At 70.3% G+C, this 26,245-nt stretch carries 27 protein-coding genes; 17 read left to right on the forward strand and 10 right to left on the reverse strand.

Annotated features, from left to right (window positions below; all coding sequences use genetic code 11):
- Positions 1-68: 68 nt before the first annotated feature.
- The 3 genes from tyrS to K9S39_RS33700 form a co-directional block, all read right to left on the reverse strand.
- A complete protein-coding gene (gene tyrS, locus K9S39_RS33690) occupies positions 69-1,472 on the reverse strand; it encodes a tyrosine--tRNA ligase (RefSeq protein ID WP_248867102.1) in 1,404 nt (467 codons plus the stop codon).
- A gap of 159 nt (positions 1,473-1,631) precedes the next feature.
- Positions 1,632-3,080, reverse strand: a complete 1,449-nt coding sequence (locus K9S39_RS33695) for a metallopeptidase TldD-related protein (RefSeq protein ID WP_248867103.1) — start codon at positions 3,078-3,080, stop codon at positions 1,632-1,634.
- Between the two features lie 103 nt (positions 3,081-3,183).
- Positions 3,184-4,743, reverse strand: a complete 1,560-nt coding sequence (locus tag K9S39_RS33700; protein WP_248867104.1) for a TldD/PmbA family protein — start codon at positions 4,741-4,743, stop codon at positions 3,184-3,186.
- Between the two features lie 230 nt (positions 4,744-4,973).
- On the opposite strand from K9S39_RS33700, the gene fabG reads away from it, so the two are divergent.
- The 3 genes from fabG to K9S39_RS33715 all read left to right on the forward strand — a co-directional run bounded on the left by fabG (position 4,974) and on the right by K9S39_RS33715 (position 6,948).
- Entirely contained in the window at positions 4,974-5,678 is a 705-nt protein-coding gene (fabG, locus tag K9S39_RS33705; protein ID WP_248867105.1) for a 3-oxoacyl-[acyl-carrier-protein] reductase, read from the forward strand.
- A gap of 5 nt (positions 5,679-5,683) precedes the next feature.
- On the forward strand, positions 5,684-6,454 hold the full coding sequence (gene fabI / locus K9S39_RS33710; protein WP_248867106.1) for an enoyl-ACP reductase FabI: 771 nt from the start codon (positions 5,684-5,686) through the stop codon (positions 6,452-6,454).
- Positions 6,455-6,597: 143 nt separating this feature from the next.
- Positions 6,598-6,948, forward strand: a complete 351-nt coding sequence (locus K9S39_RS33715) for a hypothetical protein (protein ID WP_248867107.1) — start codon at positions 6,598-6,600, stop codon at positions 6,946-6,948.
- Here K9S39_RS33715 and K9S39_RS33720 read toward each other — a convergent pair.
- Positions 6,926-7,609 carry a FadR/GntR family transcriptional regulator gene (locus K9S39_RS33720; RefSeq protein WP_248867108.1) on the reverse strand — a complete coding sequence of 228 codons (684 nt, stop codon included), beginning with the start codon at positions 7,607-7,609 and terminating at the stop codon, positions 6,926-6,928. The two genes, K9S39_RS33715 and K9S39_RS33720, sit on opposite strands and share 23 nt — an antisense overlap.
- Positions 7,610-7,670: 61 nt before the next feature.
- On the opposite strand from K9S39_RS33720, the gene K9S39_RS33725 reads away from it, so the two are divergent.
- The 4 genes from K9S39_RS33725 (at position 7,671) to K9S39_RS33735 (ending at position 10,674) form a co-directional block, all read left to right on the forward strand.
- Positions 7,671-9,044: a CynX/NimT family MFS transporter gene (locus K9S39_RS33725; protein ID WP_248867109.1), complete on the forward strand. Its 1,374-nt coding sequence runs from the start codon at positions 7,671-7,673 to the stop codon at positions 9,042-9,044.
- Between the two features lie 508 nt (positions 9,045-9,552).
- Positions 9,553-9,669 (forward strand): SGM_5486 family transporter-associated protein, encoded by a 117-nt coding sequence (locus tag K9S39_RS42210; RefSeq protein ID WP_283113144.1) that lies wholly within the window; start codon positions 9,553-9,555, stop codon positions 9,667-9,669.
- A 188-nt stretch (positions 9,670-9,857) separates the two neighbouring features.
- A complete protein-coding gene (locus K9S39_RS33730) occupies positions 9,858-10,067 on the forward strand; it encodes a hypothetical protein (RefSeq protein WP_248867110.1) in 210 nt (69 codons plus the stop codon).
- 88 nt (positions 10,068-10,155) lie between these two features.
- Entirely contained in the window at positions 10,156-10,674 is a 519-nt protein-coding gene (locus tag K9S39_RS33735) for a SixA phosphatase family protein (protein WP_248867111.1), read from the forward strand.
- Positions 10,675-11,269: 595 nt separating this feature from the next.
- On the opposite strand, the gene serB is transcribed toward K9S39_RS33735, so the two are convergent.
- Positions 11,270-12,517, reverse strand: coding sequence for a phosphoserine phosphatase SerB (gene serB, locus K9S39_RS33740; protein WP_248867112.1), 1,248 nt, complete (start codon positions 12,515-12,517; stop codon positions 11,270-11,272).
- A 777-nt stretch (positions 12,518-13,294) separates the two neighbouring features.
- Here serB and K9S39_RS33745 point away from each other — a divergent pair.
- Positions 13,295-15,808, forward strand: a complete 2,514-nt coding sequence (locus tag K9S39_RS33745; RefSeq protein WP_248867113.1) for an ABC transporter ATP-binding protein/permease — start codon at positions 13,295-13,297, stop codon at positions 15,806-15,808.
- Between the two features lie 101 nt (positions 15,809-15,909).
- Here the strand turns inward: K9S39_RS33745 and K9S39_RS33750 are convergent, their stop codons facing one another.
- Both K9S39_RS33750 and K9S39_RS33755 read right to left on the reverse strand, forming a co-directional pair.
- Positions 15,910-16,641: a transglycosylase SLT domain-containing protein gene (locus tag K9S39_RS33750; RefSeq protein WP_248867114.1), complete on the reverse strand. Its 732-nt coding sequence runs from the start codon at positions 16,639-16,641 to the stop codon at positions 15,910-15,912.
- A 315-nt stretch (positions 16,642-16,956) separates the two neighbouring features.
- Entirely contained in the window at positions 16,957-17,604 is a 648-nt protein-coding gene (locus K9S39_RS33755) for a nitroreductase family protein (RefSeq protein WP_406708181.1), read from the reverse strand.
- Positions 17,605-17,656: 52 nt separating this feature from the next.
- Between K9S39_RS33755 and K9S39_RS33760 the strand changes: the two genes are divergently transcribed.
- From K9S39_RS33760 to K9S39_RS33780, 5 genes are all read left to right on the forward strand, one after another.
- A complete protein-coding gene (locus K9S39_RS33760; protein ID WP_248867116.1) occupies positions 17,657-17,794 on the forward strand; it encodes a hypothetical protein in 138 nt (45 codons plus the stop codon).
- Between the two features lie 70 nt (positions 17,795-17,864).
- On the forward strand, positions 17,865-19,010 hold the full coding sequence (locus tag K9S39_RS33765; protein WP_248867117.1) for a GAF domain-containing sensor histidine kinase: 1,146 nt from the start codon (positions 17,865-17,867) through the stop codon (positions 19,008-19,010).
- Positions 19,003-19,650 carry a response regulator gene (locus K9S39_RS33770; RefSeq protein ID WP_248867118.1) on the forward strand — a complete coding sequence of 216 codons (648 nt, stop codon included), beginning with the start codon at positions 19,003-19,005 and terminating at the stop codon, positions 19,648-19,650. Before K9S39_RS33765 ends, K9S39_RS33770 begins: the two co-directional genes overlap by 8 nt.
- A gap of 176 nt (positions 19,651-19,826) precedes the next feature.
- Positions 19,827-20,228: a chaplin gene (locus tag K9S39_RS33775; protein WP_248867119.1), complete on the forward strand. Its 402-nt coding sequence runs from the start codon at positions 19,827-19,829 to the stop codon at positions 20,226-20,228.
- 60 nt (positions 20,229-20,288) lie between these two features.
- A complete protein-coding gene (locus K9S39_RS33780) occupies positions 20,289-20,528 on the forward strand; it encodes a chaplin (RefSeq protein ID WP_248867120.1) in 240 nt (79 codons plus the stop codon).
- A 139-nt stretch (positions 20,529-20,667) separates the two neighbouring features.
- On the opposite strand, the gene K9S39_RS33785 is transcribed toward K9S39_RS33780, so the two are convergent.
- Positions 20,668-21,474 carry a hypothetical protein gene (locus K9S39_RS33785; protein ID WP_248867121.1) on the reverse strand — a complete coding sequence of 269 codons (807 nt, stop codon included), beginning with the start codon at positions 21,472-21,474 and terminating at the stop codon, positions 20,668-20,670.
- Positions 21,475-21,581: 107 nt separating this feature from the next.
- Here K9S39_RS33785 and K9S39_RS33790 point away from each other — a divergent pair, with 107 nt between their 5' ends.
- The 4 genes from K9S39_RS33790 (at position 21,582) to K9S39_RS33805 (ending at position 24,743) form a co-directional block, all read left to right on the forward strand.
- Positions 21,582-22,373 carry an ABC transporter ATP-binding protein gene (locus K9S39_RS33790; RefSeq protein WP_248867122.1) on the forward strand — a complete coding sequence of 264 codons (792 nt, stop codon included), beginning with the start codon at positions 21,582-21,584 and terminating at the stop codon, positions 22,371-22,373.
- A gap of 69 nt (positions 22,374-22,442) precedes the next feature.
- Entirely contained in the window at positions 22,443-22,853 is a 411-nt protein-coding gene (locus K9S39_RS33795) for an NfeD family protein (RefSeq protein ID WP_248869078.1), read from the forward strand.
- A 104-nt stretch (positions 22,854-22,957) separates the two neighbouring features.
- Complete coding sequence (locus tag K9S39_RS33800; RefSeq protein ID WP_248867123.1) at positions 22,958-23,890, forward strand: SPFH domain-containing protein; 933 nt, start codon at positions 22,958-22,960, stop codon at positions 23,888-23,890.
- An 85-nt stretch (positions 23,891-23,975) separates the two neighbouring features.
- The gene (locus tag K9S39_RS33805) at positions 23,976-24,743 is read left to right on the forward strand and encodes a sulfite exporter TauE/SafE family protein (RefSeq protein WP_248867124.1); all 768 of its coding nucleotides are present in this window, start codon (positions 23,976-23,978) and stop codon (positions 24,741-24,743) included.
- Positions 24,744-24,773: 30 nt separating this feature from the next.
- Here K9S39_RS33805 and K9S39_RS33810 read toward each other — a convergent pair whose 3' ends face one another.
- Together K9S39_RS33810 and K9S39_RS33815 are read right to left on the reverse strand one after the other, a co-directional pair.
- On the reverse strand, positions 24,774-25,280 hold the full coding sequence (locus K9S39_RS33810; RefSeq protein ID WP_248867125.1) for an HNH endonuclease: 507 nt from the start codon (positions 25,278-25,280) through the stop codon (positions 24,774-24,776).
- A 424-nt stretch (positions 25,281-25,704) separates the two neighbouring features.
- On the reverse strand, positions 25,705-26,244 hold the full coding sequence (locus K9S39_RS33815) for a YbhB/YbcL family Raf kinase inhibitor-like protein (RefSeq protein WP_248867126.1): 540 nt from the start codon (positions 26,242-26,244) through the stop codon (positions 25,705-25,707).
- Between the last annotated feature and the right edge of the window lies 1 nt (position 26,245).

The following is a 26,245-nucleotide window of genomic DNA, read 5'->3' on the forward strand; positions in this document are numbered from 1 at the left end:
TCCAGCGGACACGAAAACACGCCGGTGGCCGGCGCGCAGCACGCGCCGGCCACCGTCACATCCGCGCATCAGCGCCCTTCGACGTGCGCCAGCTTCCGCCCGGCCTTCAGGTACACCGTCCCCGCCGCGCCCCCCAGCTTCTCGGCCAGCACCTCACCCAGCGGCCGCGCCGCATCCGCCTCGGCGAGCACCACGGTCTCCTGCCCCGCCTCGCCCTCCACGACCAGCCGCAGCGCGTTCTGCTTGGCCAGCCGCCGGGCGGCCGAAGCGCTGGGCGTGAACTCCAGCACCTGCGTCAGCACCGCAGCCACCGTCTCCGAGGAGTGCTCGGCGAGGTCCACCACCGGCAGCGTGCCGACATCCGCGAACGACTTCTTCGAGAATTGCGCGACGAACCCGGCCCGCGCCGCCATCGCCGCGTCCACGCCGTACAGCGCGGTGACGACCTCACCGGCGAGGACCTTCTTGAGGTCCATCGGGTGCAGCGACCGGTCCGTGACCCGGCCCAGGACCAGCTCGATCTCCTCGTCCGTCCACTCCGTCCACGCCTTGAGGTACGGCTCCATCAGCCGGTCCGGCACCGACATGATCTTGCCGAAGACATCGTCGGCGGGAGCGTTCAGCCCGACGTAATTGCCCTTGGACTTGGACATCTTGGCGCCGGTGCCGTCCGTGCCCTCGATCAGCGGCATGGTCACCACCAGCTGCGGCCGCTGCCCGCGCAGCTCCATCAGCTTGCGGCCCATCTGCAGATTGAGCAGCTGGTCGGATCCGCCCAGCTCCACATCGCACTCCAGCGCCACCGAGTCCAGACCCTGGGCGATCGGGTACAGCAGCTCGGTCATGGTCAGACCGGAGCCGGACGCGAGACGGTTGCGGAAGTCCTCGCGCTGCAGCAGCTGCGAGGCGGGCACCTGGGCGAGCAGGGCGAGCAGCTCGGGGAAGGTGTACGGCGCCAGCCACTCGCTGTTCTGCCGGAAGCGGACCTTCTCGAAGTCGAAGAAGGGACGCACCTGCTCGCGGTAGGTGGCGAGGTTCCGTGCGATGTCCTGGTCGGTCAGCGGCGGCCGCTCGGCGGTACGCCCCGACGGGTCGCCGATCTTCGCGGTGAAGTCACCGATGATCAGCGTGACGTCGTGGCCCAGCCGCTGGAACCGGCTGAGGATGATCAGCGGCACCGCGTGCCCCAGGTGCACATCGGTCGCCGTCGGGTCGATGCCCAGCTTGATGTGCAGACCCTTGCCCGCCGCGCGGCGCTCCTCGATGCGCTCGGCCAGCTTGTCCACACCCGGCAGGACCTCGACCGTACGGGACGCGATCAGTTCGGCCTGCTCCTTGGCGGGCAGGTCCGTCAGGTCGAGATAGCGCCGCGCGCCCGTCTCCTTGAGCAGCTCCTGGACGGTCGCGTCCGAGGAGAGGTCGGCGGAGAGCAGCGTGCTGGCGCGGGCGACGGATTCGCCGAGGCGTGTCATGGCGTTCCTGATCGATCGTTGTTCCCACAGGGGGAGGACAAGCGCCCAGTCTATTAGCCCCGGGCCCGCCGCCCGCCCCGCGCCCGTGCCGGAGCCGCCGCCCCGCTCATGCCGAAACTCCCCAGCCCCCGGCCGGGGGTACTCCCATGCCGTGCTCGCTCATACGCCCCGGCTGACCGAACTCATATTGAAGTCCGGGATACGCAGCGCAGGCATCGCCGCCCGGGTGAAGTAGTCGCTCCACTCGCGCGGCAGCGTGCGCTCCGTACGGCCCGCCTCCACCGCCCGGGACAGCAGATCCACCGGCGACTCGTTGAAGCGGAAGTTGTTGACCTCGCCGACGACCTCGCCGTTCTCCACCAGATAGACGCCGTCCCGGGTCAGCCCGGTCAGCAGCAGGGTCGCCGGATCGACCTCGCGGATGTACCAGAGGCAGGTCAGCAGCAGCGTGGGACCGTCATGCCCGGCGGCCGCCACCATCTCGTCCAGGGAACGTGAACCGCCCGCCTCCAGAAGGAGGTTGTCGACACCGGGCGTCACCGGGAGGCCGGTCAGCCCGGCGGTGTGCCGGGTGGTCACCAGCCGGTTCAGCACCCCGTCACGGATCCACTCGGTGGCCGGCAGCGGCAGCCCGTTGTCAAAGACGGACGCGTCGTCGCCGGAGGAATGCGCCAGCACGAACGGCGCGCACTCCAGGCCGGGCGCCCCCGGATCGCTGCGCAGGGTCAGCGGCAGCCCGGACAGCCGCTCGCCGAGCCGGGTACCCGCCCCGGGCCGCGCCGCCGCCTCTTCGTCCTCGCCGCCCGGCTTGGAGAAGACCGTACGGCCCTCGGCGGCGTCGCGGGCCGACGACGACCACAGCTGGTAGATCAGCAGGTCCGCGACGGCGGTCGGCGGCAGCAGCGTCTCGTAGCGCCCGGCCGGCAGCTCGATCCGCCGCTCGGCCCAGCCCAGCCGCCGGGCCAGCTCGGCATCCAGCTCCCGCGGGTCGACGTCGGTGAAGTCACGGGTCGCCCGGCCGGCCCAGGCCGAGCGTGCTGCGGCCGCGCCAGAACCTGCGGATTTGGCGTTCAGCTCCAGCGTCCCGGTGGGCTGGTCGTGCCGCAGCCGCAGCCCGGCCGAGGTGCCCAGATAGGACGAGACGATCTCGTGGTAGGCGAAGCCGTACAGCTCCCGGCCGCCCGCGCGGGCCTGCCGGAAGGACTCGCCGAGCGTCGGCGCAAAGCCCGCGAAGACCTCCGAGGAGGTCTCGGCGGGCGGGCCGGTGAAGTCGTCGGACGCCTTGGTGCCGGTGACCAGCGGCTGAGCGTCCTCGGCCGGACCCGCGTCCCGGGCCGCCGCCTCCGCGGCCCGTACCAGCGGCTCCAGATCGTCCGCGGTCACCGCCGAACGCGAGACCACACCGGACGCGGTGCCCTGCCCGCCGTCCACGGTCGCGATGACGGTCAGCGTCCGCCCACGGGTGACGCCGTTGGTGGTGAGCGCGTTGCCCGCCCAGCGCAGATTGGCGCTGGAGTGCTCATCGGCGATGACGACGCAGCCGTCGGCCCGGGAGAGCTCCAGGGCTCGCTCGACGATCTGGTGCGGCGGATTGCTCCGGGGACTCATCGGCCGGCCTCCTGCGTCGTGTGGGCTGTGCTGTCCGGGGGGACACTGCGGCCAAGTGCGGCTTCGCCGCGCGCCGGACCCCCGGCCGAATCCCGGCGACCGCTCATCGACCCGCCTCCTGCGTCGTGTTGAGAATGTTGACACCCTCGAAGAGGGCCGACGGACAGCCGTGTGAGACGGCGGCGATCTGCCCCGGCTGCGCCTTCCCGCAGTTGAAGGCGCCGCCCAGCACATACGTCCGCGGCCCGCCCAGCGCGGTCATCGAGCCCCAGAAGTCGGTGGTCGTCGCCTGATAGGCGACATCGCGCAGCTGCCCGGCCAGCCGCCCGTTCTCGATGCGGAAGAACCGCTGACCGGTGAACTGGAAGTTGTACCGCTGCATATCGATCGACCAGGAGCGGTCGCCGACGACATAGATGCCGCGTTCCACCCCCGCGATCAGCTCCTCCGTGGACGGCCCGTCCGGCGCCGGCCGGAGCGAGACATTCGCCATCCGCTGGACCGGCACATGGCCCGGCGAGTCCGCGAACGCGCACCCGTTGGAGCGTGGGAACCCCGTCAACCGGGCGATTCTGCGGTCGAGTTGATAGCCGACCAGGGTTCCGTCCCGGATCAGGTCCCAGGACTGCGCGGCCACCCCCTCGTCGTCGTAGCCGATCGTCGCCAGCCCGTGCTCGGCGGTCCGGTCGCCCGTCACATTCATGATCTCGGAGCCGTACGCCAGCTTCCCCAGCTGGTCGAAGGTGGCGAACGAGGTGCCCGCGTACGCCGCCTCGTAGCCCAGCGCCCGGTCCAGCTCGGTCGCGTGGCCGATCGACTCATGGATCGTCAGCCACAGGTTGGACGGATCCACGACCAGGTCGTACGTCCCGGCCTCGACGCTCGGCGCGCGCATCTTCTCGGCGAGGTACTCCGGGATCCGGGCCAGCTCACCGTCCCAGTCGTAGCGGCCGTCGGTCAGATACTCCCAGCCGCGGCCGACCGGCGGCGCGAGGGTGCGCATCGAGTCGAACTCGCCGCTCACCGGGTCCACCGCGACCGCCGTCAGCTCCGGATGCAGCCGCACCCGCTGCTGCGTGGTGCTGGTGCCCGCGGTGTCCGCGTAGAACTTGTTCTCCTGGACAGTCATCAGCGACGCGTCCGCGTGCGCCACGCCCGGCGCCGCCAGCAGCCGTGCGCTCCACTCCGCCAGCAGCCCGGTTTTCTCGGCGTCCGGCACGGAGAACGGGTTGATGTCGTACGAGGAGACCCAGGTACGGCCCGGGTGGGCCGGTTCGGGTGCCAGCTCCACAGCGTGCTCGTCCGAGCCCGCGGCCCGGACCACCTTTGCCGACAGCTTCGCCATCGCCACCGCCTGGGACGCCACCCGCGCCGCCGCGTCCATCGTCAGATCCACGCCGGACGCGAAGCCCCAGGCCCCGCCGTGCACCACCCGTACGGCATACCCGAGGTCGGTGGTGTCCGAGGTCGCGGACGTCCGTGCGTCCCGCAGCCGCCAGGCCGCGCTGCGCACCCGCTCCAGGCGGAAGTCGGCGTGTTCGGCGCCCAGCGCGCGGGCCCGCGCCAGCGCGGCATCGGCGAGCGCGCTCAACGGCAGCGCCAGGAAGGTCTCGTCAAGGGCATGGGGTGAAGCAGGCACAGCGTCCTCCCGTAGTCGGCGCATGCATCATGCCTTGTGGTGCCCGCCCGGCCCAGACGGCATGCGGTGCGGGGCGCGGTGCGTCCGCCACGTCCCGGACAGCGCGGATAAGCAGCACCCGGCGGGATTTCTGTGGGGACCCCACAGTGCGCGACGCGCGCGCCTGTCCGGCCTCGATTCCTCTTCCGGGCCGCGTGACCGATAGTTTCGTATCGAACGCAGTACGACGGACAGGAAACGGAAAGGGTGATCTCTTGAGCCGCTCGGTTCTGGTCACTGGAGGCAACCGCGGCATCGGCCTCGCCATTGCCCGAGCCTTCGCCGAGGCAGGCGACAAGGTCGCCATCACCTACCGCTCGGGCGAACCGCCCGCGGGGTTTTTGGCCGTGAGATGCGATATCACGGACACCGAACAGGTCGAGCAGGCGTACAAGGAGATCGAGGAGAAGCAGGGCCCGGTCGAGGTGCTGGTGGCCAACGCCGGTGTCACCCGCGACCAGTTGCTGATGCGGATGTCCGAGGAGGACTTCACCTCGGTCCTGGAGACCAACCTCACCGGCACCTTCCGGGTGGTCAAGCGCGCCAACCGCGCGATGCTGCGGGCCCGTAAGGGACGCGTCGTGCTGATCTCGTCCGTGGTCGGCCTGATGGGCGCCCCGGGCCAGGCGAACTACGCCGCCTCCAAGGCCGGTCTGGTGGGCTTCGCCCGCTCGCTCGCCCGGGAGCTGGGCAGCCGTAACATCACCGTCAACGTGGTCGCACCCGGCTTCGTCGACACCGACATGACCCGTGTGCTCTCCGACGAGCAGCGGGAGGGCATCGTCAAGCAGGTGCCGCTCGCACGCTATGCGCAGCCCGAGGAGATCGCTTCCTCGGTTCGCTTCCTGGCCTCCGACGAGGCCGCGTACATCACCGGAGCCGTCATTCCCGTCGACGGCGGATTGGGTATGGGTCACTGATCAGCATGAGTGGAATCCTTGCAGGCAAGCGCATCCTCGTCACGGGTGTCCTGACCGAGGCGTCGATCGCGTTTCAGGCGGCCAAGGTCGCCCAGAACGAGGGCGCCGAGGTGATCCTCACCGGCTACGGCCGGCTCTCCCTCGTCGAGCGGATCGCCAAGCGGCTCCCCAAGGAAGCCCCGGTCATCGAGCTGGACGTGACCAACCAGGAGCACCTGGACGGTCTCGCCGACAAGATCCGCGAGCACCAGGGCGAGGACGCCCGCCTCGACGGCATCGTGCACTCCATCGCCTTCGGCCCGCAGGGCGCCTTCAACTTCCTGGAGGCGTCGTGGGAGGACGTGTCGACCGCAGTGCAGGTCTCGGCGTACTCGTACAAGTCGCTGACCACGGCCTGCCTGCCGCTGATGCGGCACGGCGGCGCGATCGTCGGCCTCACCTTCGACGCCCAGATGGCCTGGCCGAAGTACGACTGGATGGGCGTGGCGAAGGCGGCGCTGGAGTCCACCAACCGCTACCTGGCGCGCGACCTCGGCTCCCAGGGCATCCGCTGCAACCTGGTGTCGGCGGGCCCGATCAAGTCGATGGCGGCCAAGTCCATCCCCGGCTTCGAGGAGCTGGCGGACGTGTGGAACCACCGCGCCCCGATCGGCTGGGACCTGGCCGACCCGGAGCCGGCCGGCCGTGGTGTCGTCGGCATGCTGTCCGACTTCTTCCCGCGGACGACCGGTGAGATCGTGCATGTCGACGGCGGTGTGCACATGATGGGCGCCTGACGCCGATCCCGCATCCGTACTGCCCGTCCCGGTCCGCCGGGGCGGGCAGAACGCGTTTTCGAGTCGAGAACCGGCGGGCCTCACCACACACTGGATGAGGTGTCCGGGACCCTCCCGGCCCATCGTGGGGAGGAGGTACCGGCGTGCCCATATCCCGACGCCGTACGGCAGCCCTGACGATCACTCTGGCCGCCTTCCTGGGGGCCACCGCGCCGGCCGTGCAGGCCGTACCGCCTGCCGCGTCCGACGATCCGCAGGAGCTGCCACACCCCCAGTGCCGCACCAAAGTCGTCGGCAGCACCGGCACCGCCAGCTGCTTCAACCCCAACGGCAACAACAGCAAGGTGCAGCTGCACATAGAGTGCAAGCGCTGGTACGACCCGGACGTGGACACCCGTGGCATGGTCGTCGGCCCCGCCCAGCACATCACCCTCGCCGGCCGCTGCTGGCAGGAGATCGCCGACCTCTGGGTCAGCGATGTTCCCGGAGGGTGAGGCGGCAGCCGAAGGGGTGCGCGCTCGCCTCGGCCGCGGCCCGTGCGCCGTCGCCCGTGCGGATCGCCTCCACGAGGCGGGCATGGTCCATGTGCGCCTCGGGCCGCAGCACCTCGCCGACATCGGCCCGCAGGAAGTCGCGCAGTACGCCCCCGAGGTCGGCGTAGATCTCGGCCAGGACGTCATTGTGCGAGGCCGCCACGATCGCCATGTGCAAGGTCGCGTCCGCCTCCACGAAGGCCACGGCATCGCCCGATGCCCACGCACTCTCGCGGCGCTCCAGCAGCGCGTCGATCTGCCGCAGGTCATGATCCGTACGACGCTGCGCGGCGAGCCGGGCGGCCGACGCTTCCAGGGTGCTGCGCAGCTCGGCGACATGCCGGGGTTCGGAGTCCGCGAACCGGCGGTTCATCACCCCCGCCAGCTCACTGGTCGCGACCACGTAGGTGCCCGAGCCCTGCCGGATGTCGAGCAGCCCGTTGTGGGCAAGCGCCCGGACGGCCTCGCGGACGGTGTTACGGGCCACCCCGAGCTGCTCGACGAGCGCCGGCTCGGTCGGGATGCGGGAGCCCACGGGCCACTCGCCGGAGGTGATCTGGGCGCGCAGTTGCGCGATCACCTGGTCGGCGAGCGCGGACCGGCGGGGGGAGGTCAGAGGCATGGCCGAGCTCCGGGCTTGACGACTGGACGGAGATTCATCCCATGATTCTATGATGGCGCCTATGGCAGACGAAGACCTCGCGACCCTCGGCCCCGCGGCCGAGCCCCTGACCCCCACCGCCTCACCGTCCGACGGCCTCGGACAGCCGCAACCGGATCCCGGGGGGACTCGGACACCCGCAGCCGGCTCCCGAGGAAACCGGACCCCAGAGCCTCCGGGTGCCGGGAACGCCGCCCGGTGGCTGCGGCGGCTCGTCATCGCCGGTCTCGTCCTCGCCGCGCTCAATCTCCGTCCCGCCATCACCAGCCTCGGCGCACTCCTGGAGGAGGTCCGCGACGGCCTCGGCATGAGCGGGACCGTCGCCGGGCTGCTCACCTCCGTACCGGCCCTGTGCTTCGCCGCCTTCGGCATCGCGGCACCCCGGCTGGCGAAGCGCTGGGGCCCCGGCACGATCGTCTGCGCGGGGATGGCCGCGATAGCCGTGGGCGTCGCGGTACGGCCGTTCGCCGGCGGGACCGGTGGTTTTCTCGCGGCCAGCGCGCTTGCCCTGGCGGGAATCGCGGTCAGCAACGTCCTGATGCCCGTCGTCATCAAGACCTGGTTCCCGGACCGGGTCGGCTCGATGACCGGCCTGTACTCCATGGCGCTGGCCCTGGGGACCTCGCTCGCCGCGGCGGTCACCGTTCCCATGACCGCCGCGCTGGGTGGCGGTTGGCGGAGCGGGCTCGCCGTGTGGGCGGTGCTCGCCGCCGTCGCCGTCCTGCCGTGGCTGGCGGTCGCACAGCGGCGCGGGTCCGCCGCGGGACCGGCCACCGGCGGTGAAGCGCCCGCCGTGGCACCCCCGGTACGGATCACCTCGTCGCCGACCGCCTGGGCGCTGGCGGTCTTCTTCGGGCTGCAGGCGACCGGTGCGTACATCACGATGGGCTGGATGCCGCAGATCTTCCGGGACGCCGGGGTCTCGGCCGGCACCGCGGGCGTACTGCTCGCCGTGACGATGGCGATGGGCGTGCCGCTCTCGTTCGTCCTGCCGCGGGTGGCCTCCCACATGCGGCACCAGGGACCGCTCGTGGTGGCGCTCGGCCTGTGCGGTCTCGCCGGCTACACCGGACTCTGGCTCGCCCCGGCTGTCGGCGCCTGGGCCTGGGCGCTGCTGATGGGCATCTCCAACTGCGCCTTCCCGCTGGCCCTGACCATGATCGGAATGCGCTCGTCCAGCTCCGCCGGCGTGGTCAAGCTCTCGGCCTTCGCGCAGAGCGTGGGCTATCTGCTCTCCATCCCGGGCCCGCTGCTGGTCGGCACGCTCTACCAGCACAGCGGCGGCTGGGGCGCGCCGATCGCACTGATGGCGGGGCTGATGGTGCCGCAGATCGTGGTGGGGGTGCTGGCGGGGAGGGACCGGAGGATTGAGGAGGAGGGGCGAGGAGGGGCGTGAGGAGCAGGGGGCGGAGGGGTGCAGAGGAGGGGGCGCTGCTCCGTATGGACTCGCTGCCTACCCGTGGGTTCTTGTGCCCGCTGCCTACCCGTGGGTTTGTTCTTCCCGCCGTCCGCCCGCGGTTGCTGATCCGGCCGCCTACCTGCGGGTTTGTTCTTCCCGCCGCCCGCCCTTGGGTGTGTTCTTCTCCGCTGCCGATTCTCGGGTTTCTGTTTTTCCCCGCCGCCCACCCCCCTTCGGGGGGTGGCGGGTGTAGTGGGGAGGTTTCCGCCTCGGGGGGTTGCGCGTCCAGGACGAAAAGCGGGAACCCCGGCCGGTACGCCCCACGTCCACGCCGGGCTTCCCGGCCCCGGCCCGACCCGGCCCCGGCCCGACCCGGCCCCGGACCTGGGCCGGCGCCGCCCCAAGGCGCCAGGCCCCCGGGCTCCGGGCTTCCGGGCCTCCAAGCCCCTCAGGGCCTCCCAGGACCCGGGCACGGGCGGCGGAGCCCGGGTGCGACACTGGGCGCATGCCAGTGCTCGAACCGAATCCGCAGGGTGGCCAGAAGAAGCTGCTCCTCGTCCTGGGCGCCATGCTCGGGGTGACCGTCGTCGTCGCGATCATCGCGAGTATCGCCGCGCCGTGACCGTGCCGCGGCGAGGTAGGGCAAACCCCACCATCCCCTAGGGGGAGTCTCAGGGTTAAGTAGGGGGCTTCCCGGATAGGAACCGCCGCCGGAGATCCGTAGCTTCGAAGTACACCGCACCGCCGCGGTGGGCGCGCCGCAGACCGCGGCCGTGCACAGTGCTTCGATCCGCCACGGAGGCGATCCCCATGTCCGCCGCGTTCAGCCGGTTGTCCGCTCCGAAGCGCCGGAGTCAGCGGTCGAGGCTGCCGTGGTGGGCGCTGGCCCTGCCGGTGCTCTCCTTCGCCGTTCTGCTGGTGCTCATATCGAGCCCTGCCGAGGCGAGCGCGGTGAGGGCCTCCCAGCGGCTCGCGCCGTTGCTGGAGTTCCTGGCCGGGATGGTCGGCGCGGGTTCTTGATGATCTCCCTCGCCCGCTTGTCACCCGGCAGGGGGGAGCGCCTCAACACCCCGCGCCGCGCGCCGCCTTTCGTGCGAAGCTGGGACGCATGAGCGTCGATACACCACGCCGGATTGTCCTTCTCCGACATGCAAAGGCCGACTGGTCGCAGGAGAGCGACCATGAGCGCCCGCTCGCCGAACGCGGCCGACAGGAGGCCCCGGTCGCCGGCCGCTGGCTGGCCGCAGCCGGGATCAACCCCGATCTGACCCTCTGCTCGACGTCACTCAGGACCCGCGAGACCTGGAAGCTCTTCGTCCACGAGCTCGCCCATCGGCCCAAGACGGTCTACGACGAGCGGCTCTACGAAGCCTCGCTCGGCGAGCTCCTCGCGCTCCTGAACGAAACCTCCGATGACATCGACGACCTGCTGCTCGTCGGACACAACCCAGGGATGCACGCCCTGGCCGACGCGCTGGCGGGTGAGGCTGATGATGATCTGCTCCCGCGGATGAACCGCAGCGGCTTTCCGACCGCATCGCTGGCGGTGCTGACATTCAACGGTTCCTGGAAGTCGGTCGAGCACGGCGTCGGCCGGCTGGTCGCGTACTGGACGCCGCACGGCTGAGCCGCCGCGTCCACCGACACCGCTACCGCCATCGCCGCCGACGCTGCAGCGGAGAGCCGCCCGCTCGCCGTTCGCGCACGCACCTGCAGACGGGGAGTACGCATCCGCAGGCGGCGAAGAGGGCCCAGGCATCGGCCGGGGCCCTTTCGTCGCTCCCAGCACGTAGCGCCGGCCGCGGCGGCTTGCCGCATGGATCGCCGACCCGCGGCCTTCGCCGTACGCAGTGGCCGGACCGCTTGCCGCTGGAGCCTCGGCCAGAGCCTTCGCCGTACGCAGCGTCGGCCGCACCGCTAGCCACGCACAGCGTCGGCGCCGGCGCTCGCCGAGCAACGGCACCAGCACGCGCACCGCTCGCCGCTCGCTTGCTACCGGGGTGAGCGTGAGCGGAAAGCGCTCCTTTGAGGCGTGCGGCGAGCGTGCGCCGGCGCTGCGTGCGGTGAGCGGTGATGTCAGCGCGCGCCGCACGCCGCCACAGCACCGCTCACCACTCACCGCGACGGCGCACGCGCCACCCGCACGCCGCCCCGGTACTGCTCACCGCACGCTGCGCCAGCGCCACCCGCACGCCGCAGCGCTCGCCCCGTGGCCGGGCCCCTCAGCGCTCGTGCGTGTCCGCCGCCTCGACCTCTTCCCGCGTGACGCCCAGCAGATACAGCACCGTGTCCAGGAACGGCACATTCACCGCCGTGTGCGCCGCCTCGCGCACCACCGGCTTGGCGTTGAACGCGACGCCGAGACCCGCCGTGTTGAGCATGTCGAGATCGTTGGCACCGTCCCCGATCGCGACGGTCTGATCGAGCGGCACCCCTGCCTCGTGCGCGAAGTCGCGCAGCAGCCGGGCCTTGCCCGCCCGGTCCACGATGTTCCCGGTCACCTTGCCGGTGAGCTTGCCGTCGTCGATCTCCAGCGTGTTGGCGGAGGCGAAGTCCAGCCCCAGCTCGTCCTTGAGCGCATCGGTGACCTGGGTGAAACCGCCCGATACGACGCCGACTTGGTAGCCGAGCCGCTTGAGGGTCCGCACCAGGGTGCGCGCCCCGGGGGTGAGCCGTACCTCCTTGCGTACGGCGTCCACCACGGACGCGTCCAGCCCCGCGAGCAGCTCGACCCGGGCGTGCAGCGACTGCTCGAAGTCCAGCTCGCCGCGCATCGCGGCGGCGGTCACCTCGGCGACCTCGGCCTCACAGCCGGCGTGCGCCGCGAACAGCTCGATGACCTCGTCCTGGATGAGCGTGGAGTCGACATCCATCACGACCAGCCGCTGGGCCCGGCGCTGCAGCCCGGCCGCGACGACCGCCACATCCACCCCGAGCTTGGCCGCCTCAAGCGCCAGCGCCGTCCGCAGGGTGTCCGTGGCTGTACCGGAGACCGCGAACTCGACCGCAGTCACCGGATACTTCGCAAGCCGGAAAATCCGGTCGATATTGCCGCCGGTGCCCGTTATGGCGGCTGCTATGGCAGCGGTCGACTCGGCGGTGAGCGGGTGCCCCAGCACCGTGACATGGGAGCGTCCACTGCCGCGCGGACGGTTGTCCCCCAGGCCGGAGATGATCTCCGCCTGAAGGTTCAGCGACTCGGCCCAGCTGTGCACGGTGGCCCGCAGGTCACCCTCGGAGGAGCCGGAGGTGCCATGGCGGGGGGAGGGGGCGGTGACCAGCGCGCACAGTGTGATGCGCCCCCGGGTCACGACCTGTTCGATGTCCACGACATCGACGGAGTAGGCGGCGAGGGTGTCGAAAAGACCCGCGGTGATGCCGGGCCGGTCCTTCCCGAAGATCTTCACGAGAAGGGTCGGTACATCGTCGCCCGGTACGGCGGTGGCAGGTGGGATCTGCGATGCGCTCATGGTGCCCTTACGGTAACCGTCCGGCGCGGACGGCCGTACAGGTGTCCGTGCTTCGGACCGGCGCCTCGTGCCGCCCGTCCCTGCTGCGGACCGGCGCCTCCTCCCGTCAGTATGTGCTCGCCTCCGCCCCCTCGCGAGCCCGGCACGCGGGCGGCCGCTCCACCGTCCACCGCCGATCGTTATGGAGTCGTGTCCGGACGCGTCAAGGCCGCCGATCAGGGCGGACCATGCGAATCTCCAATGCCCCTGCCTCCGTGGTGGGTTCGGGTACGCCGAGGCTGCCCGCCCGTCTGCCGTACAGGAGCGGAAGGGCGGCCCGGATGCCGGCTTGCCGGTGTAGCCGCACTCCCGTCGGCGTGGATGTCAATGCCGATTTTCGGCCGATTCACCCCGTGCACCGGAGATCACGGCTTCGCCGGACGGCGTCCACCGGCCCGCAGTGTCCCTTCCGTCGAAGGAGAGCCCCAGTTCAGAGCGGGCAGGACGGAGGGTGTGGGCGCGGGCGGGCGGAGGGGAACGTGTGTTTGTATGGGCATGCCAGGTCCCCCGTCGGAAGCGGCCCCGGACGCCCCGTCGCCCGGAACCTCCGCAATCATCCGATCCCTCCGGATCGGTGTGTCTTCCTGCTCTCCAGGGACGTTTGACGGGCGCCGACGGGAGACCTCGCAGCCCAACACCGTCCCGGTTTCCGGTCGGAGGGCCAAGCCTGAAATAGTTCCTCACGATGTTCGCCATCCCTAGACTTCCCATACAGGGCGTCACTCGGGGGACTATGTAATGGGGCGTGGAGTGCCTGAACTCGTACTGGAATTGAACGGAAGAACCTGGACGCTCGACCCGTCCCGGTCGTACAACGTGGGACGCGATCCGCAGGGCGACATGGTGCTCGACGATGCCAGGGTCTCCTGGCGGCACGCCACCGTGCGGTGGGCCGGCCGCGGCTGGATCATCGAAGATCACGGCAGTACCAACGGTACGTACGTCCAGGGCCAGCGGATCCACCAGATGGAGATCGCCCCCGGCTCGGTCGTGCACCTCGGCAATGCCACCGACGGTCCCCGGGTGAGCCTGTCGGCCGCCGGTGCGCCGGCCGCCGACGCCTACCACGCGCAGCCCGCGATGGCACCGCAGCAGCAGGGCTGGCAGGCACCGCCCGCCCAGCAGCAGCCCGGCGCCCAGCAAGGCTGGCAGGCGCCGCCGCAGGGCCGGCAGCCGCCGTACATCCCGCCCCAGCAGCCGCAGCAGGCCCAGCAGCCTCACCAGCAGGCCGCGCCGCCCCAGGGCGGCGACCGCAGCCCCACCACGTTCCACCGTCTCGACGCGGGCCGGGTGATGCGGATAGGCCGCGCGCTGGAGAACGAGCTGGTCGTCTCCGACCTCCAGGTCTCCCGTCACCACGCCGAGTTCCGGGCCACGCCCGACGGCCGCTTCGAGATCCGCGACCTCGGCAGCCACAACGGCACCTACGTCAACGGCCAGCCGGTCCCCAAGTCCGGTACGGCCCCGATCGGCCCGAACGACATCATCGGCGTGGGTCACTCCACGTTCCGGCTGGTCGGCGACCGCCTGGAGGAGTTCGTCGACACCGGCGAGGTCTCCTTCTCGGCCCGCCACCTCACGGTCACCGTCGACGGCGGCAAGCAGATCCTCAAGGACGTCTCCTTCGGCGTCCCGGAGAAGTCGCTGATCGCCGTCATCGGCCCGTCCGGATCCGGTAAGTCGACGCTGCTCAAGGCGCTGACCGGCTACCGCCCCGCCAACCAGGGCGATGTCCTCTACGACAACCGGAACCTCTACAAGCAGTTCGCCGAGCTGCGGCAGCGCATCGGTCTGGTCCCGCAGGACGACATTCTGCACAAGGAACTGACCGTCTCCAAGGCCCTCAAGTACGCCGCCAAGCTCCGCTTCCCCGGCGACACCGCGGAGTCCGAGCGCGAGGCCCGCATCGACGAGGTGCTGCGCGAGCTCAAGCTCGACATCCACAAGGACAAGAAGGTCACCTCGCTCTCCGGCGGCCAGCGCAAGCGGGTGTCGGTGGCCCTGGAGCTGCTGACCAAGCCGTCGCTGATCTTCCTGGACGAGCCGACCTCCGGCCTCGACCCGGGCATGGACCGCGATGTCATGCAGCTGCTGCGCGGCCTCGCGGACGACGGCCGTACGGTCCTAGTCGTCACCCACTCCGTCGCCGAACTCAGCCTCTGCGACAAGCTGTTGGTGATGGCGCCGGGCGGTGGCGTGGCCTACTTCGGTCCGCCCGAGGACGCGCTGAACTTCTTCCAGTACGACACCTGGGCGGATGTCTTCTCGGCCTTCGAGAACTACCGCGACTACGACTGGATGGGCCGCTGGCGCGGTTCCCCGCACTACCAGCTGTACGCCGCGGACATCGACGCCGTCGCCCCGCAGTCGGTGTCGGTCGAGCCGCCGCCGGCCCGGATGCAGAAGTCCCAGAGCTGGGGCTCGCAGCTGTGGACGCTGATGCGGCGCTATGTGTCCGTGCTCGCCTCCGACCGGGGCTTCCTGGGCCTGATGCTGATCCTGCCCGCCGTGCTCGGTGTGGTCTCGATGCTGATCCCCAGCGATTTCGGCTTCGCGTACGGACCGCTGAAGAAGGGCCGGACCAACCGCGACGCGAGCACGATCATGCTGATCCTCGCGGTCGGTATGTGCTTCTCGGGTGCGGCCAACTCGGTCCGTGAGCTGATCAAGGAGCGGGTCATCTACGAGCGCGAACGGGCCACCGGCCTGTCGCGGTCGGCGTATCTGATGTCCAAGGTGATCGTGCTCGGCGTCGTCACGGCCTTCCAGGGCCTGATCATCGCGGCGATCGGATTCTCCTTCCGGAACATGCCCGCCGAGGGCCTCATCGTGGAGAACCTCCCGGCCATCGAGATGGCGCTGTCGATCATCGCGCTGGGCTTCACCTCGATGATGTTCGGCCTGATCATCTCCTCGCTGGTCAAAACCGCCGAGAAGACCATGCCGCTGCTGGTCATGTTCGCCATCGTCCAGGTCGTCTTCACCGGCGTGCTCTTCCAGCTCTTCGACACCCCGGGCGTCGCCCAGTTCGCCTGGCTGATGCCGTCGCGCTGGGCCATCGGCGCGATGGGCGCGACCGCCGATATGAACACGCTGCTGCCGTGGGAGCCGGGCAACCCGGACCCGCTGTGGAAGCACCAGACCGGTGTGTACGTGATGGACATGATCATCCTGATCAGCCTGGGCGTCGCGCTCGCCTTCGTCGTCGCGCGGCTGCTGCGCCGCCACGAGCCGGAGGTCATGCGCAAGTAGCGCGGGCCACCGGAATGACACCGCCGAGGGGCGGCACCCGAAACCGCCGAAACCGGGTGCCGCCCCTCGGCGGTGTGTGCGGACGCGGTCCGGCCCAAGGCTCAGTAGGCCGAGTTGACGTTGTCCATCGAGCCGTAGCGGTGCTGCGCGTAGTGGCAGGCCGCGGTGATGTTGGCGACCGGGTCGTACGGGTCCCAGGACGTGCCGTCCACGTGGTACTGCTTGAAGGTCGGGTCGATGACCTGCAGCAGGCCCTTGGACGGGATGCCGTTCTGTGCGTTGATGTCCCAGAGGTTGATCGCCTTCGGGTTGCCGGACGACTCCCGCATGATGTTGCGGTAGATGCCGTCGTACGAGCCGGGGATGTCGTGCTTGTCCATGACGTCCAGCGCTTCCCGGATCCAGCCGTCCAGATTGTTCGGATACGTCTTCTTGGCGGCCGGCTTCGATGTCGGGAGGGCGGCGCGCTTGGCGGACCGGCTCGCGGCCTCCTTCGCCTTGCGCTCCTTCTCGGCCTTGGCCTTCGCGGCGGCGATGGCCTTCGCCTTGGCCTCGGCCTTCTTCTTGGCGGCGGCCTCGGCCCGGCCCTTCGCGGCGGAGCCCTCGGCCTGCTGGCCGATCGTGGCCTGCTGTGCCTTCGCGGCGGTGCCGACCGCGCTGAAGGCGAGCGGCTGCACGTTCTTGGGGGCGGTCGCTGCCTTGCGCTGCTCGGCGTCAGCACCCGGGACGACAGAGAAGACCAGAGCGGCGGCGCCGGCTGTGGCGACACCTGCGATGGAAAGCTTATGAGTCCGATTTAGGCGGTTATAGCCGAGAAGAGCGTGTTTAGGCATGGCAGGTCGACCTCTTCCAATGGGGAACCGTCGCAAGGGCCTCGGGTGGCGTTGAACGCCGGGTTCTTTCCGCGGCGCCGAGCGACGGGGCCATTCTTAGCGGCCGAAAAATCACCGGGCAAAGGAGCGAAATACGATCCGGGTTAGTGGAACCGGGTGGCCGGGAATTGCGTCCGGGGTGGGAACTTCCCAGCTCACGCCGTTCTTAACGGCCCACTAACGCGGGTCGTAAGTGACGTAGGTCCTATGCGCGGCGTCACATTGGGCAGAGGTTTATCTCGCCAGCTGTAATTGCAAATGCACAACCCGTAGAGGTCAGATTTCAACCAATACCTGGTCGAGAGATTTTCTGGTCAAATCGGGCACTTCGCAATTAGGTGCCGGATATCCCACCGGAATTACCGCGAAAGCTTTCTCATTGGCGGGCCGCCCCAGCACCTCCTGTAGGAACCGCATCGGACTCGGCGTGTGCACCAGCGCCGCCAGCCCCGACAGATGCAGCGCGGACAGCAGCATGCCGACCGCGATACCCACCGACTCGTCCACGTAGTAGTGCTTGCGCTTGCTGCCGTCCTCGCCCAGCCAGTGTCGCTGCTGGAAGACGACGATCAGCTGCGGCGCGTCCGTCAGGTGCGGCTTGACCTCGTCCGTGCCCAGCGGCCGCAGCGCCGCCAGCCACTCCTCGCCCAGTCGCCCCTCATAGGAGACGCGCTCCTCCGCCTCCGCCGCCGCCCGGATCCTGCCGCGCACCGCCGGATCTTTGACCAGTACGAACGTCCACGGCTGCTGATGCGCCCCGGACGGCGCGGTGGCCGCGCAGGCGATCGCGTCCTTCACCACCTGCTCCGGCACCGGATCGGCGGCGAACTGCCGGACCGTGCGCCGCTGGGCCATCCGCTCGCGCAGCTCGGCGGCGCGGACCAGCGACTCGTCGGCGGGCATCCGGGCGGGCCGGTACGGCATCGGGCGGTAGGGGGCGCCATGGGTGGGGGTCCACCTCTTCGTTGAGTGCGACATGCACCGAGTCTGGAACTCGGGACGGCAGTACGCGATGCGGATCCCCGAATTCACGCCACACGAGACGCTGCCCACCGCCGCGCCCCCCGTCCGCCTGGCCGCCCTCATCAGCAGCGCGACAGGGCGTTCGGCCTAGGCCCGGGGACGTAGGCGGGGGACGCCGGTGGACCGATACGGGCCGGTCACCCCGCCGGTACGGTGAAGCCATGACCAAGGGACCGAGCGCCGGGATCCCCGCGGTGAGCACCGCGATCCTGGCGATGAGCAGGCATCTTGAGGTGCGCGACGTCCTCAAGACGATCGTCGCCTCGGCCCGCGAGCTGCTGGACGCCGAGTACGCCGCGCTGGGCGTGCCGGACGATCACGGCGGCTTCGCCCAGTTCGTGGTGGACGGCGTCAGCGGCGAGCAGTGGAAGGCCATCGGCCCGCTGCCCCGTCAGCACGGCATCCTCGCCGCCATGCTGCACAACGCCACCCCGGAGCGCCTCGCCGACGTCCGCAAGGACCCCCGCTTCGGCGGCTGGCCCGAGGCCCACCCGGACATGTCCGACTTCCTCGGCCTGCCGGTCGCCGACGGCGACGAAATCCTCGGCGCCCTCTTCCTGGCCAACAAGCGCTGCCCCAAGCGGGACGGCCGCTGCGGCTTCACCGAGGACGACGAACGGCTGCTCGGCATACTCGCCCAGCACGCCGCCATCGCCCTGACCAACGCCCGCCTCTACGAGCGCAGCCGCGAACTCACCATCGCGGAGGAGCGCGCCCGGCTCGCCCACGAACTGCACGACGCGGTCTCCCAGAAGCTGTTCTCGCTCCGGCTGACCGCCCAGGCCGCCACCGCACTGGTCGACCGCGACCCGGCCCGCGCCAAGGGCGAGCTCCACCAGGTCGCCGCGCTGGCCGCGGAGGCAGCCGACGAACTGCGCGCCGCCGTCGTCGAGTTGCGGCCCGCGGCCCTCGACGAGGACGGCCTGATCGCCACTCTCCGCTCCCAGACCCAGGTCCTGGACCGCGCCCACACCGCACGCGTCACCTTCGCCGCCCAGGGCGTACGGGCGCTTCCCGCCGCCCAGGAGGAGGCGATGCTCCGGGTCGCGCAGGAGGCGCTGCACAACGCCCTGCGGCACTCCGGTGCCGAGCACGTCGAGGTGACCCTTGCCCGGAACGGCCAGGGAGCACGGCTGCGCGTCGCCGACGACGGCCGCGGCTTCGACCCGGGAGCCGTCCGCCGGGCCGGCCGGCACCTCGGCCTGGTCTCGATGCGGGACCGGGCCGGCGGCGTCGGCGGAAAGCTCACCGTGGAGTCGGAGCCCGGCCAGGGCACCGCTGTCGAGATGGAGGTGCCCGGTGGCTGACAGCGACCCGATCCGCGTACTGCTGGTGGACGACCACCAGGTCGTACGCCGGGGGCTGCGGACGTTCCTGGAGGTCCAGGACGACATCGAGGTGGTGGGGGAGGCGTCCGACGGCGCCGAGGGCGTCGGCGCCGCCGAACAGCTGCGCCCGGACGTCGTCCTGATGGACGTCAAGATGCCCGGCATGGACGGCATCGAGGCCCTGCGCAAGCTCCGCGAACTGGCCAACCCCGCACGGGTGTTGGTCGTCACCAGCTTCACCGAACAGCGCACCGTCGTCCCGGCCCTGCGCGCGGGAGCGGCGGGCTATGTCTACAAGGACGTCGACCCGGACGCGCTGGCCGGCGCCATCCGCTCCGTGCACGCGGGGCATGTCCTGCTCCAGCCCGAGGTCGCCGGTGCCCTGCTGTCTCAGGAGGAGGGCAACAACGGCCAGGGGCGCGGCACTTCACTCACCGAGCGGGAGCGCGAGGTCCTCGGGCTGATCGCGGACGGCCGCTCCAACCGCGAGATCGCCCGCGCGCTGGTGCTCTCCGAGAAGACCGTCAAGACGCATGTCTCCAACATCCTCATGAAGCTGGACCTCGCCGACCGGACGCAGGCCGCGCTGTGGGCCGTACGGCACGGAATCGGGGCCTGATCGGGGCCCGACGATCGTCCTGTACGACAATGCGTCAAGCCGAACGTCGACTTCCGATCAGAGATTCATACTGTCGTGTAGCTGTAGTCCGTTTGGCGTATCCCTCTTCGCGCCGGGCCGTTGTCCAGGGCAGTCGTGGCGGCTGGTCACGGCAACGGCAATGAGGAGCAAGAGAAGTGAAGAACATCAAGCGCGCAGCGGCCATCACGATGGCGGCGGGCGGTCTCGCCCTCGCGGGTGCCGGCGTCGCGGCGGCCGACGCCCCGCTGGCCAGCGGCCAGGCGGCGGGCTCCGCGGGCGTCCTTTCCGGCAACAACGTGCAGGCCCCGGTGGACGCCTCCACGAACGCCTGTGGGAACACCGTCAACGGCGTCGGTCTGCTCAACCCCACCGGCGGTCAGAAGTGCGCCAACTACACCCAGGGCGGCGCGGAGGGGCAGGCCGTGGCCTCCTCGGGCGTCGGCTCCGGCAACAACGTGCAGATCCCGGTGCACACCCCCGTGAACACCACCGGCAACAGCGTCAACATCGTCGGCCTGCTCAACCCCACCGGCGGCAACGTCAGCAGCAACTACTGAGGCGCCGGACCACTGTCATCTGCGGCCTGTGTCGCCGCGTAAGGAACTCACACTCACACCATGAACACCGTAAAGAAGACCGCCCTCGTCGTTGCCGGTGCCGGTCTGGCCCTCGGCGCCGCCGCCGGGTCAGCCTTCGCTCACGATGGCGCCAACGGCAATGCTGTGATGTCGCCGGGCGTCGGCTCCGGCAACAACGCGCAGGCCCCGGTGCACGTCCCCGTGAACGCCACCGGCAACAGCGCCAACGTCATCGGCGCCCTCAACCCCGCCTTCGACAACATCAGCTCGAACGGCTGAGGTTGTCCGGCGCAAGACCGAACAGCCCCCTGTGACCAGGGCTGTTCACCGAGAGGGGAACGCCGGGACCGCATATCCCCTCCCAAGGCCCCGCCGACCGTACTGCGGTTCGGCGGGGCCTTCCCCCGTCGGCACCTCGTCATCCCCGGCGACGCTCCCGTTCCTCCACCGCGGAGTTGTACGCCGCCACCTGCGCCCGCCGGGCCGTACGCTCCACCGGACGCAGCGCTTCGGCCCGCGCCGCGATCTCCGACGCGCTCACCGCACCGCCGTGCTCATCGCCGCCCTCCAGCGCGATGTCGATGAGCGCGCCCACCCGCTGCGCCAGCTCCAACACCCGCACGGCACGCGGCGGATAGCCGGGAGCCAGCACCTGCCGGCCGGCCTCCGCCCGCGCCCGGTACACCTCCAGGGCCGCCTCCGCAACCGGACCGGCCCCGGCCACATCCAGCTTCGAGAGCACCTCCGTCGCGTCCCGCAGCGCCTCCGCCAGCTCCCGCTCCGCCTCGCCCAGCGACGGCACATCGGCCGGCGGCGCGTCCCGCACCGGAAGGCAGTGCCAGACCACCTCCACATGCACATCGGGACCGCTGCCGCCCTCCGGCCCGGCCTCGTATATCTCCGGAACCAGTCCCACACCGGCCCCCGCGGCCAGCACCGCCTCCTCGGCCTCCAGCGCCCGCGCGTTGAATTCGGGCGGGCCGCTCAGCCCCAGCGGATGCCCCGGCGCCGGCAGCGCCACCCGCAGACCGACCGCCCCCAGCGCCCGCAGACGCCCCAGCGCGAGTGTCAGCCCGACCGGTGCCTCCTCCCCGGGCAGATCGGCCACGCGGTGCACCGCATCATCGTCCGCGATACGGTGCGCGGCTTCATCAGGTGAGACAAGTCCGGCCAATAGGGCATTTCCCCACGACGCCAGCCGTCCTGAACGAGGTTCATCGAGCATGCTCCCCAGCCTAGGGAACGGCACCGACACCGAGTGGCGTAGGTTTGCTGGGGGGATGCGCCGGCAGGCGCACGCGACGCCGAGATGCAATGGGAGACAACGCGCTCATGAGCGATGTACTGGAGCTGGTGGACGTATCCGTGGTCCGCGAAGGACGGGCTCTGGTGGAGCAGGTTTCCTGGTCGGTGAAGGAGGGGGAGCGCTGGGTGATCCTCGGCCCCAACGGCGCCGGCAAGACCACCCTCCTGAACGTCGCGTCCAGCTATCTCTTCCCGACCACCGGCGAGGCCACGATCCTCGGCGAGCGGCTCGGCAAGGTCGATGTCTTCGACCTCCGCCCGCGCATCGGCGTCGCCGGCATCGCGCTCGCCGACAAGCTGCCCCGCGGCCAGACCGTCCTGCAGACCGTGCTCACCGCCGCGTACGGCATGACCGCGCACTGGCAGGAGCACTACGACGAGGTCGACGAGCAGCGCGCCCGCGCCTTCCTCGACCGCCTCGGCATGACCGCCTACCTCGACCGGAAGTTCGGCACCCTCTCCGAGGGCGAGCGCAAGCGCACCCTGATCGCCCGCGCGATGATGACCGACCCCGAACTGCTCCTCCTCGACGAGCCGGCCGCGGGCCTCGACCTCGGCGGCCGCGAGGACCTGGTGCGCCGCCTCGGCCGCCTCGCCCGCGACCCGTACGCACCCTCGATGATCATGGTCACCCACCATGTCGAGGAGATCGCGCCGGGCTTCACCCATGTCCTGATGATCCGCCAGGGCAAAGTGCTGGCCGCCGGCCCGCTCGACCTCGAACTGACCTCCAGCAACCTCTCCCACTGCTTCGGCCTGCCGCTGATCGTCGAGCGCAACGGCGACCGCTGGTCCGCCCAGGGCCTGCCGCTGACCTGACACGGCTGACCGATCGCACCCTGTCCCGGGCCACCCCCGCGGACCTACCATGAACCCGTGGATCCATGGGTGTGGTGGCTGATCGCCGCCGTAGGGCTGGGTATTCCTCTCGTCGTGACCGCGATGCCCGAATTCGGGATGCTCGCGGTCGGCGCCGTCGCCGGTGCCGTCACCGCAGGAGCCGGTGGCGGCACCGTCCTCCAATTCCTCGTGTTCGCCGCCGTATCGGTCGCGCTGATCACCGTGGTACGCCCGATCGCCAAGCGCCACCGCGGCCAGGGCCCGCACCTGTCATCGGGAGTCGACGCGCTCAAGGGCAAGAGCGCCACGGTCCTGGAACGGGTCGACGCCGACGGCGGCCGGATCAAACTCGCCGGCGAGGTCTGGTCCGCGCGCGCCCTCGACTCCGGCCAGGTCTACGAACCGGGCCAGCGGGTCGACGTCGTCGAGATCGAAGGCGCCACCGCGGTCGTCATCTGACCCGAACGCACTACGCGACGCGTCACGACTCTGGAAGACTGATCAACCTGTAGAGCCGGTCGACCGCGGCCGGCACGGACGCAACGAAGGGCACGGGAGCCGCTGTGGAACCGATCATCATCGTCCTGATCATCCTGGTGGTGCTCGTGTTCATCGCACTCATCAAAACGATCCAGGTCATTCCACAGGCCAGCGCCGCCATCGTGGAACGCTTCGGCCGCTACACCCGCACCCTCAACGCCGGCCTGAACATCGTCGTCCCGTTCATCGACTCCATCCGCAACCGCGTGGACCTCCGCGAGCAGGTCGTGCCGTTCCCGCCGCAGCCGGTGATCACCCAGGACAACCTCGTCGTGAACATCGACACCGTCATCTACTACCAGGTGACGGACGCGCGCGCCGCGACGTACGAGGTCGCCAGCTACATCCAGGCCATCGAGCAGCTCACCGTCACCACCCTCCGGAACATCATCGGCGGCATGGACCTGGAACGGACCCTGACCTCCCGCGAGGAGATCAACGCGGCGCTGCGCGGCGTCCTGGACGAGGCCACCGGCAAGTGGGGCATCCGCGTCAACCGTGTCGAGCTCAAGGCGATCGAGCCGCCGACCTCCATCCAGGACTCGATGGAGAAGCAGATGCGCGCCGACCGGGACAAGCGCGCCGCCATCCTGCAGGCCGAAGGTGTCCGGCAGTCCCAGATCCTCACCGCCGAAGGTGAGAAGCAGTCCTCGATCCTGCGCGCCGAAGGTGAGGCCAAGGCCGCCGCACTGCGCGCCGAGGGCGAGGCCCAGGCGATCCGGGTGGTCTTCGAGTCCATCCACGCCGGAGACCCGGACCAGAAGCTGCTCTCCTACCAGTACCTCCAGATGCTCCCGAAGATCGCCGAAGGCGACGCCAACAAGCTCTGGATCGTGCCCAGCGAGATCGGCGACGCCCTCAAGGGCCTCGGCGGCGCCATCGGCAACTTCACTCCCGCTGGCGGCGGCATCCCCAAGCCCAGCACGCCGAACCGCGAAGCGCCCCCGATCGACTGACGCCCGCACCCCTCGTGCATGATCAGTGGTGGCCCCTCGACCTTCATGGCGGGGAGGCACACCCTGACCATGTGAGGAGATGGCCTTGTCCATCTGGGAATCCGTCGCAGTCTTCACCGCCGGCATCGGCGCCGGCACCATCAACACCGTCGTCGGCTCCGGAACGCTGATCACCTTCCCCGTGCTGCTGGCCGTCGGCCTGCCGCCCGTCACGGCCAACGTCTCCAACAGCCTCGGCCTGGTGCCCGGCTCGATCAGCGGCGCCATCGGCTACCGCCGCGAACTCGGCGGCCAGCACCGCCGCGTCCTGCGCTTCGGCGCCATCGCCCTCCTCGGCGGCCTGGCCGGCGCGATTCTGCTGCTCGCCCTGCCCCCCAGGGCCTTCGACACGGTCGTACCCGTCCTGATCGGCCTGGCCCTGGTGCTCGTCGTCGCACAGCCCCGGCTTTCCGCCGCGCTCCGCGCCCGCCACGAGCGGAACGGCACCACGGCCCATCGCGACGGCGGCATCGCCCTGCTCACCGGCCTCCTGCTGGCCAGCACATACGGCGGCTACTTCGGCGCCGCCCAGGGCATCCTCTACCTCTCCCTGATGGGCCTGCTGCTCCACGAGGACCTCCAGCGCGTCAACGCCCTCAAGAACGTCCTCGCCGCCCTCACCAACGGCGTCGCCGCGATCTTCTTCCTCTTCGTCGCGGAATTCGACTGGAGCGCCGTCCTCCTCATCGCTGTCGGCTCGGCCCTCGGCGGCCAGATCGGCGCGACGGTGGGCAGACGTCTGCCGCCCACCGTGCTGCGTACCGTCATCGTCGCCGTCGGCCTCGCGGCCATCGCCCAACTCATCGTCAGATAAGGCGCGTTGCGCGACGGGCGCGGTACGCGTTCAGGCCGGCAGCGCCGCCAGCCACGCCGGGAGCTCCTCCCGTACGGACACCCCGAGTGCCGAGACCATCGCATCCGCCGGCGTCGGCTCGAACGGCCGCCGCAGCAGCCGCATCCCCGCCTGCTCGGGTGTCCGGTCCGCTTTACGGTGATTGTCCTCGGTGCAGGAGGCGACGGTATTCAGCCAGGTGTCCCCACCGCCGTGCGAGCGCGGTACGACATGGTCCACGGTCGTCGCCCGCCGGCCGCAGTACGCACAACGGTGCTGGTCACGCGCCAGCACGCCCCGCCGCGTCCATGCCGCCCGTCTTCGGAACGGCACCCGTACGTATCTGCTGAGCCTGATCACCCGGGGCACCGGCACATCCACCGATGCGGCACGGATGCGCAGCCCCGGGTGCGCGTGCTCGACCACGGCCTTGTCCTGCATGACCAGCACCACCGCACGCCGCAGCGACACCGTCGACAGCGGCTCGAAGCTCGCGTTCAGAACCAGCGTCTCGCGCATCCCGACCACCTCCCGGACCCCGTTCGCCCCCGTGGCGAAGTGGCTCCACTGTGCAGTGGCAGGTATTTCCCGGACAACGCAATTTCCGTATGCCACAAGGGAAATGGAGAGTGAGCGCAAGGCGAAGAAGAGGTGAGGTGAGCGCCGGACCGTGAGGGCGCCTCGCGCATCGGAAACGGGTGCGCTCCGGATCCCGCCCCCGTGCAACACACGGGACCCGGAGCGAACGGCAGCCGACGCGGACACCCGGCACGAATCCGGGCTCCGGGTGGGGTGCCCTCGAGCCAACGGGGGAGCGGGACGACACACCTGCGCCCCGCCGCTCCCACCACTGCGGTACCAGCTGCCCGACGGCTTCGCAGCCCGTCAGCCGGATACCACTCTGCGTGCCAGAAGCGCCGGGGCGCAACGGAATTACGGGCGCTCAGCCCTCGGCGGGCACCTCGTACTCGGCGATCAGCTGAGCCCGCCCGATCGTGTGGAACCGCAGATTGAAGCCCACCACCGCGGGCGACGCATCGCCGTCAGGACCGAGCTTCTCCTGGTCCACCGCGTACACGGTGAAGACATAACGGTGCGGACCGTCCCCGGGCGGCGGCGCCGCGCCACCGAAATCCCGCGTCCCGTAGTCGTTACGGACATGCACGGCACCCTCGGGCAGCCCCTTCATGTCACCGGACCCGGCGCCGGCCGGCAACTCCGTCACCGACGCCGGGATGTCGAACAGCGACCAGTGCCAGAAACCACTGCCGGTCGGCGCGTCCGGGTCGTAGCAGCTCACGGCGTAGCTCCGTGTCTCCTCGGGGGCGCCCTCCCACCGAAGATGCGGCGAGGTGTTCCCCTCGGAGTAGACCTGGGCCGCCCCCAGCGTCCCGCCGGACGGCACATCCTCGCTCACCACCGTGAACTCCGGCACCGGCGGATGGAAATCGTGCGGGAGCGGTCGCCGCTTCAGCTCGGACACT

The organism is Streptomyces halobius, from assembly GCF_023277745.1.
Taxonomy (GTDB): domain Bacteria; phylum Actinomycetota; class Actinomycetes; order Streptomycetales; family Streptomycetaceae; genus Streptomyces; species Streptomyces halobius.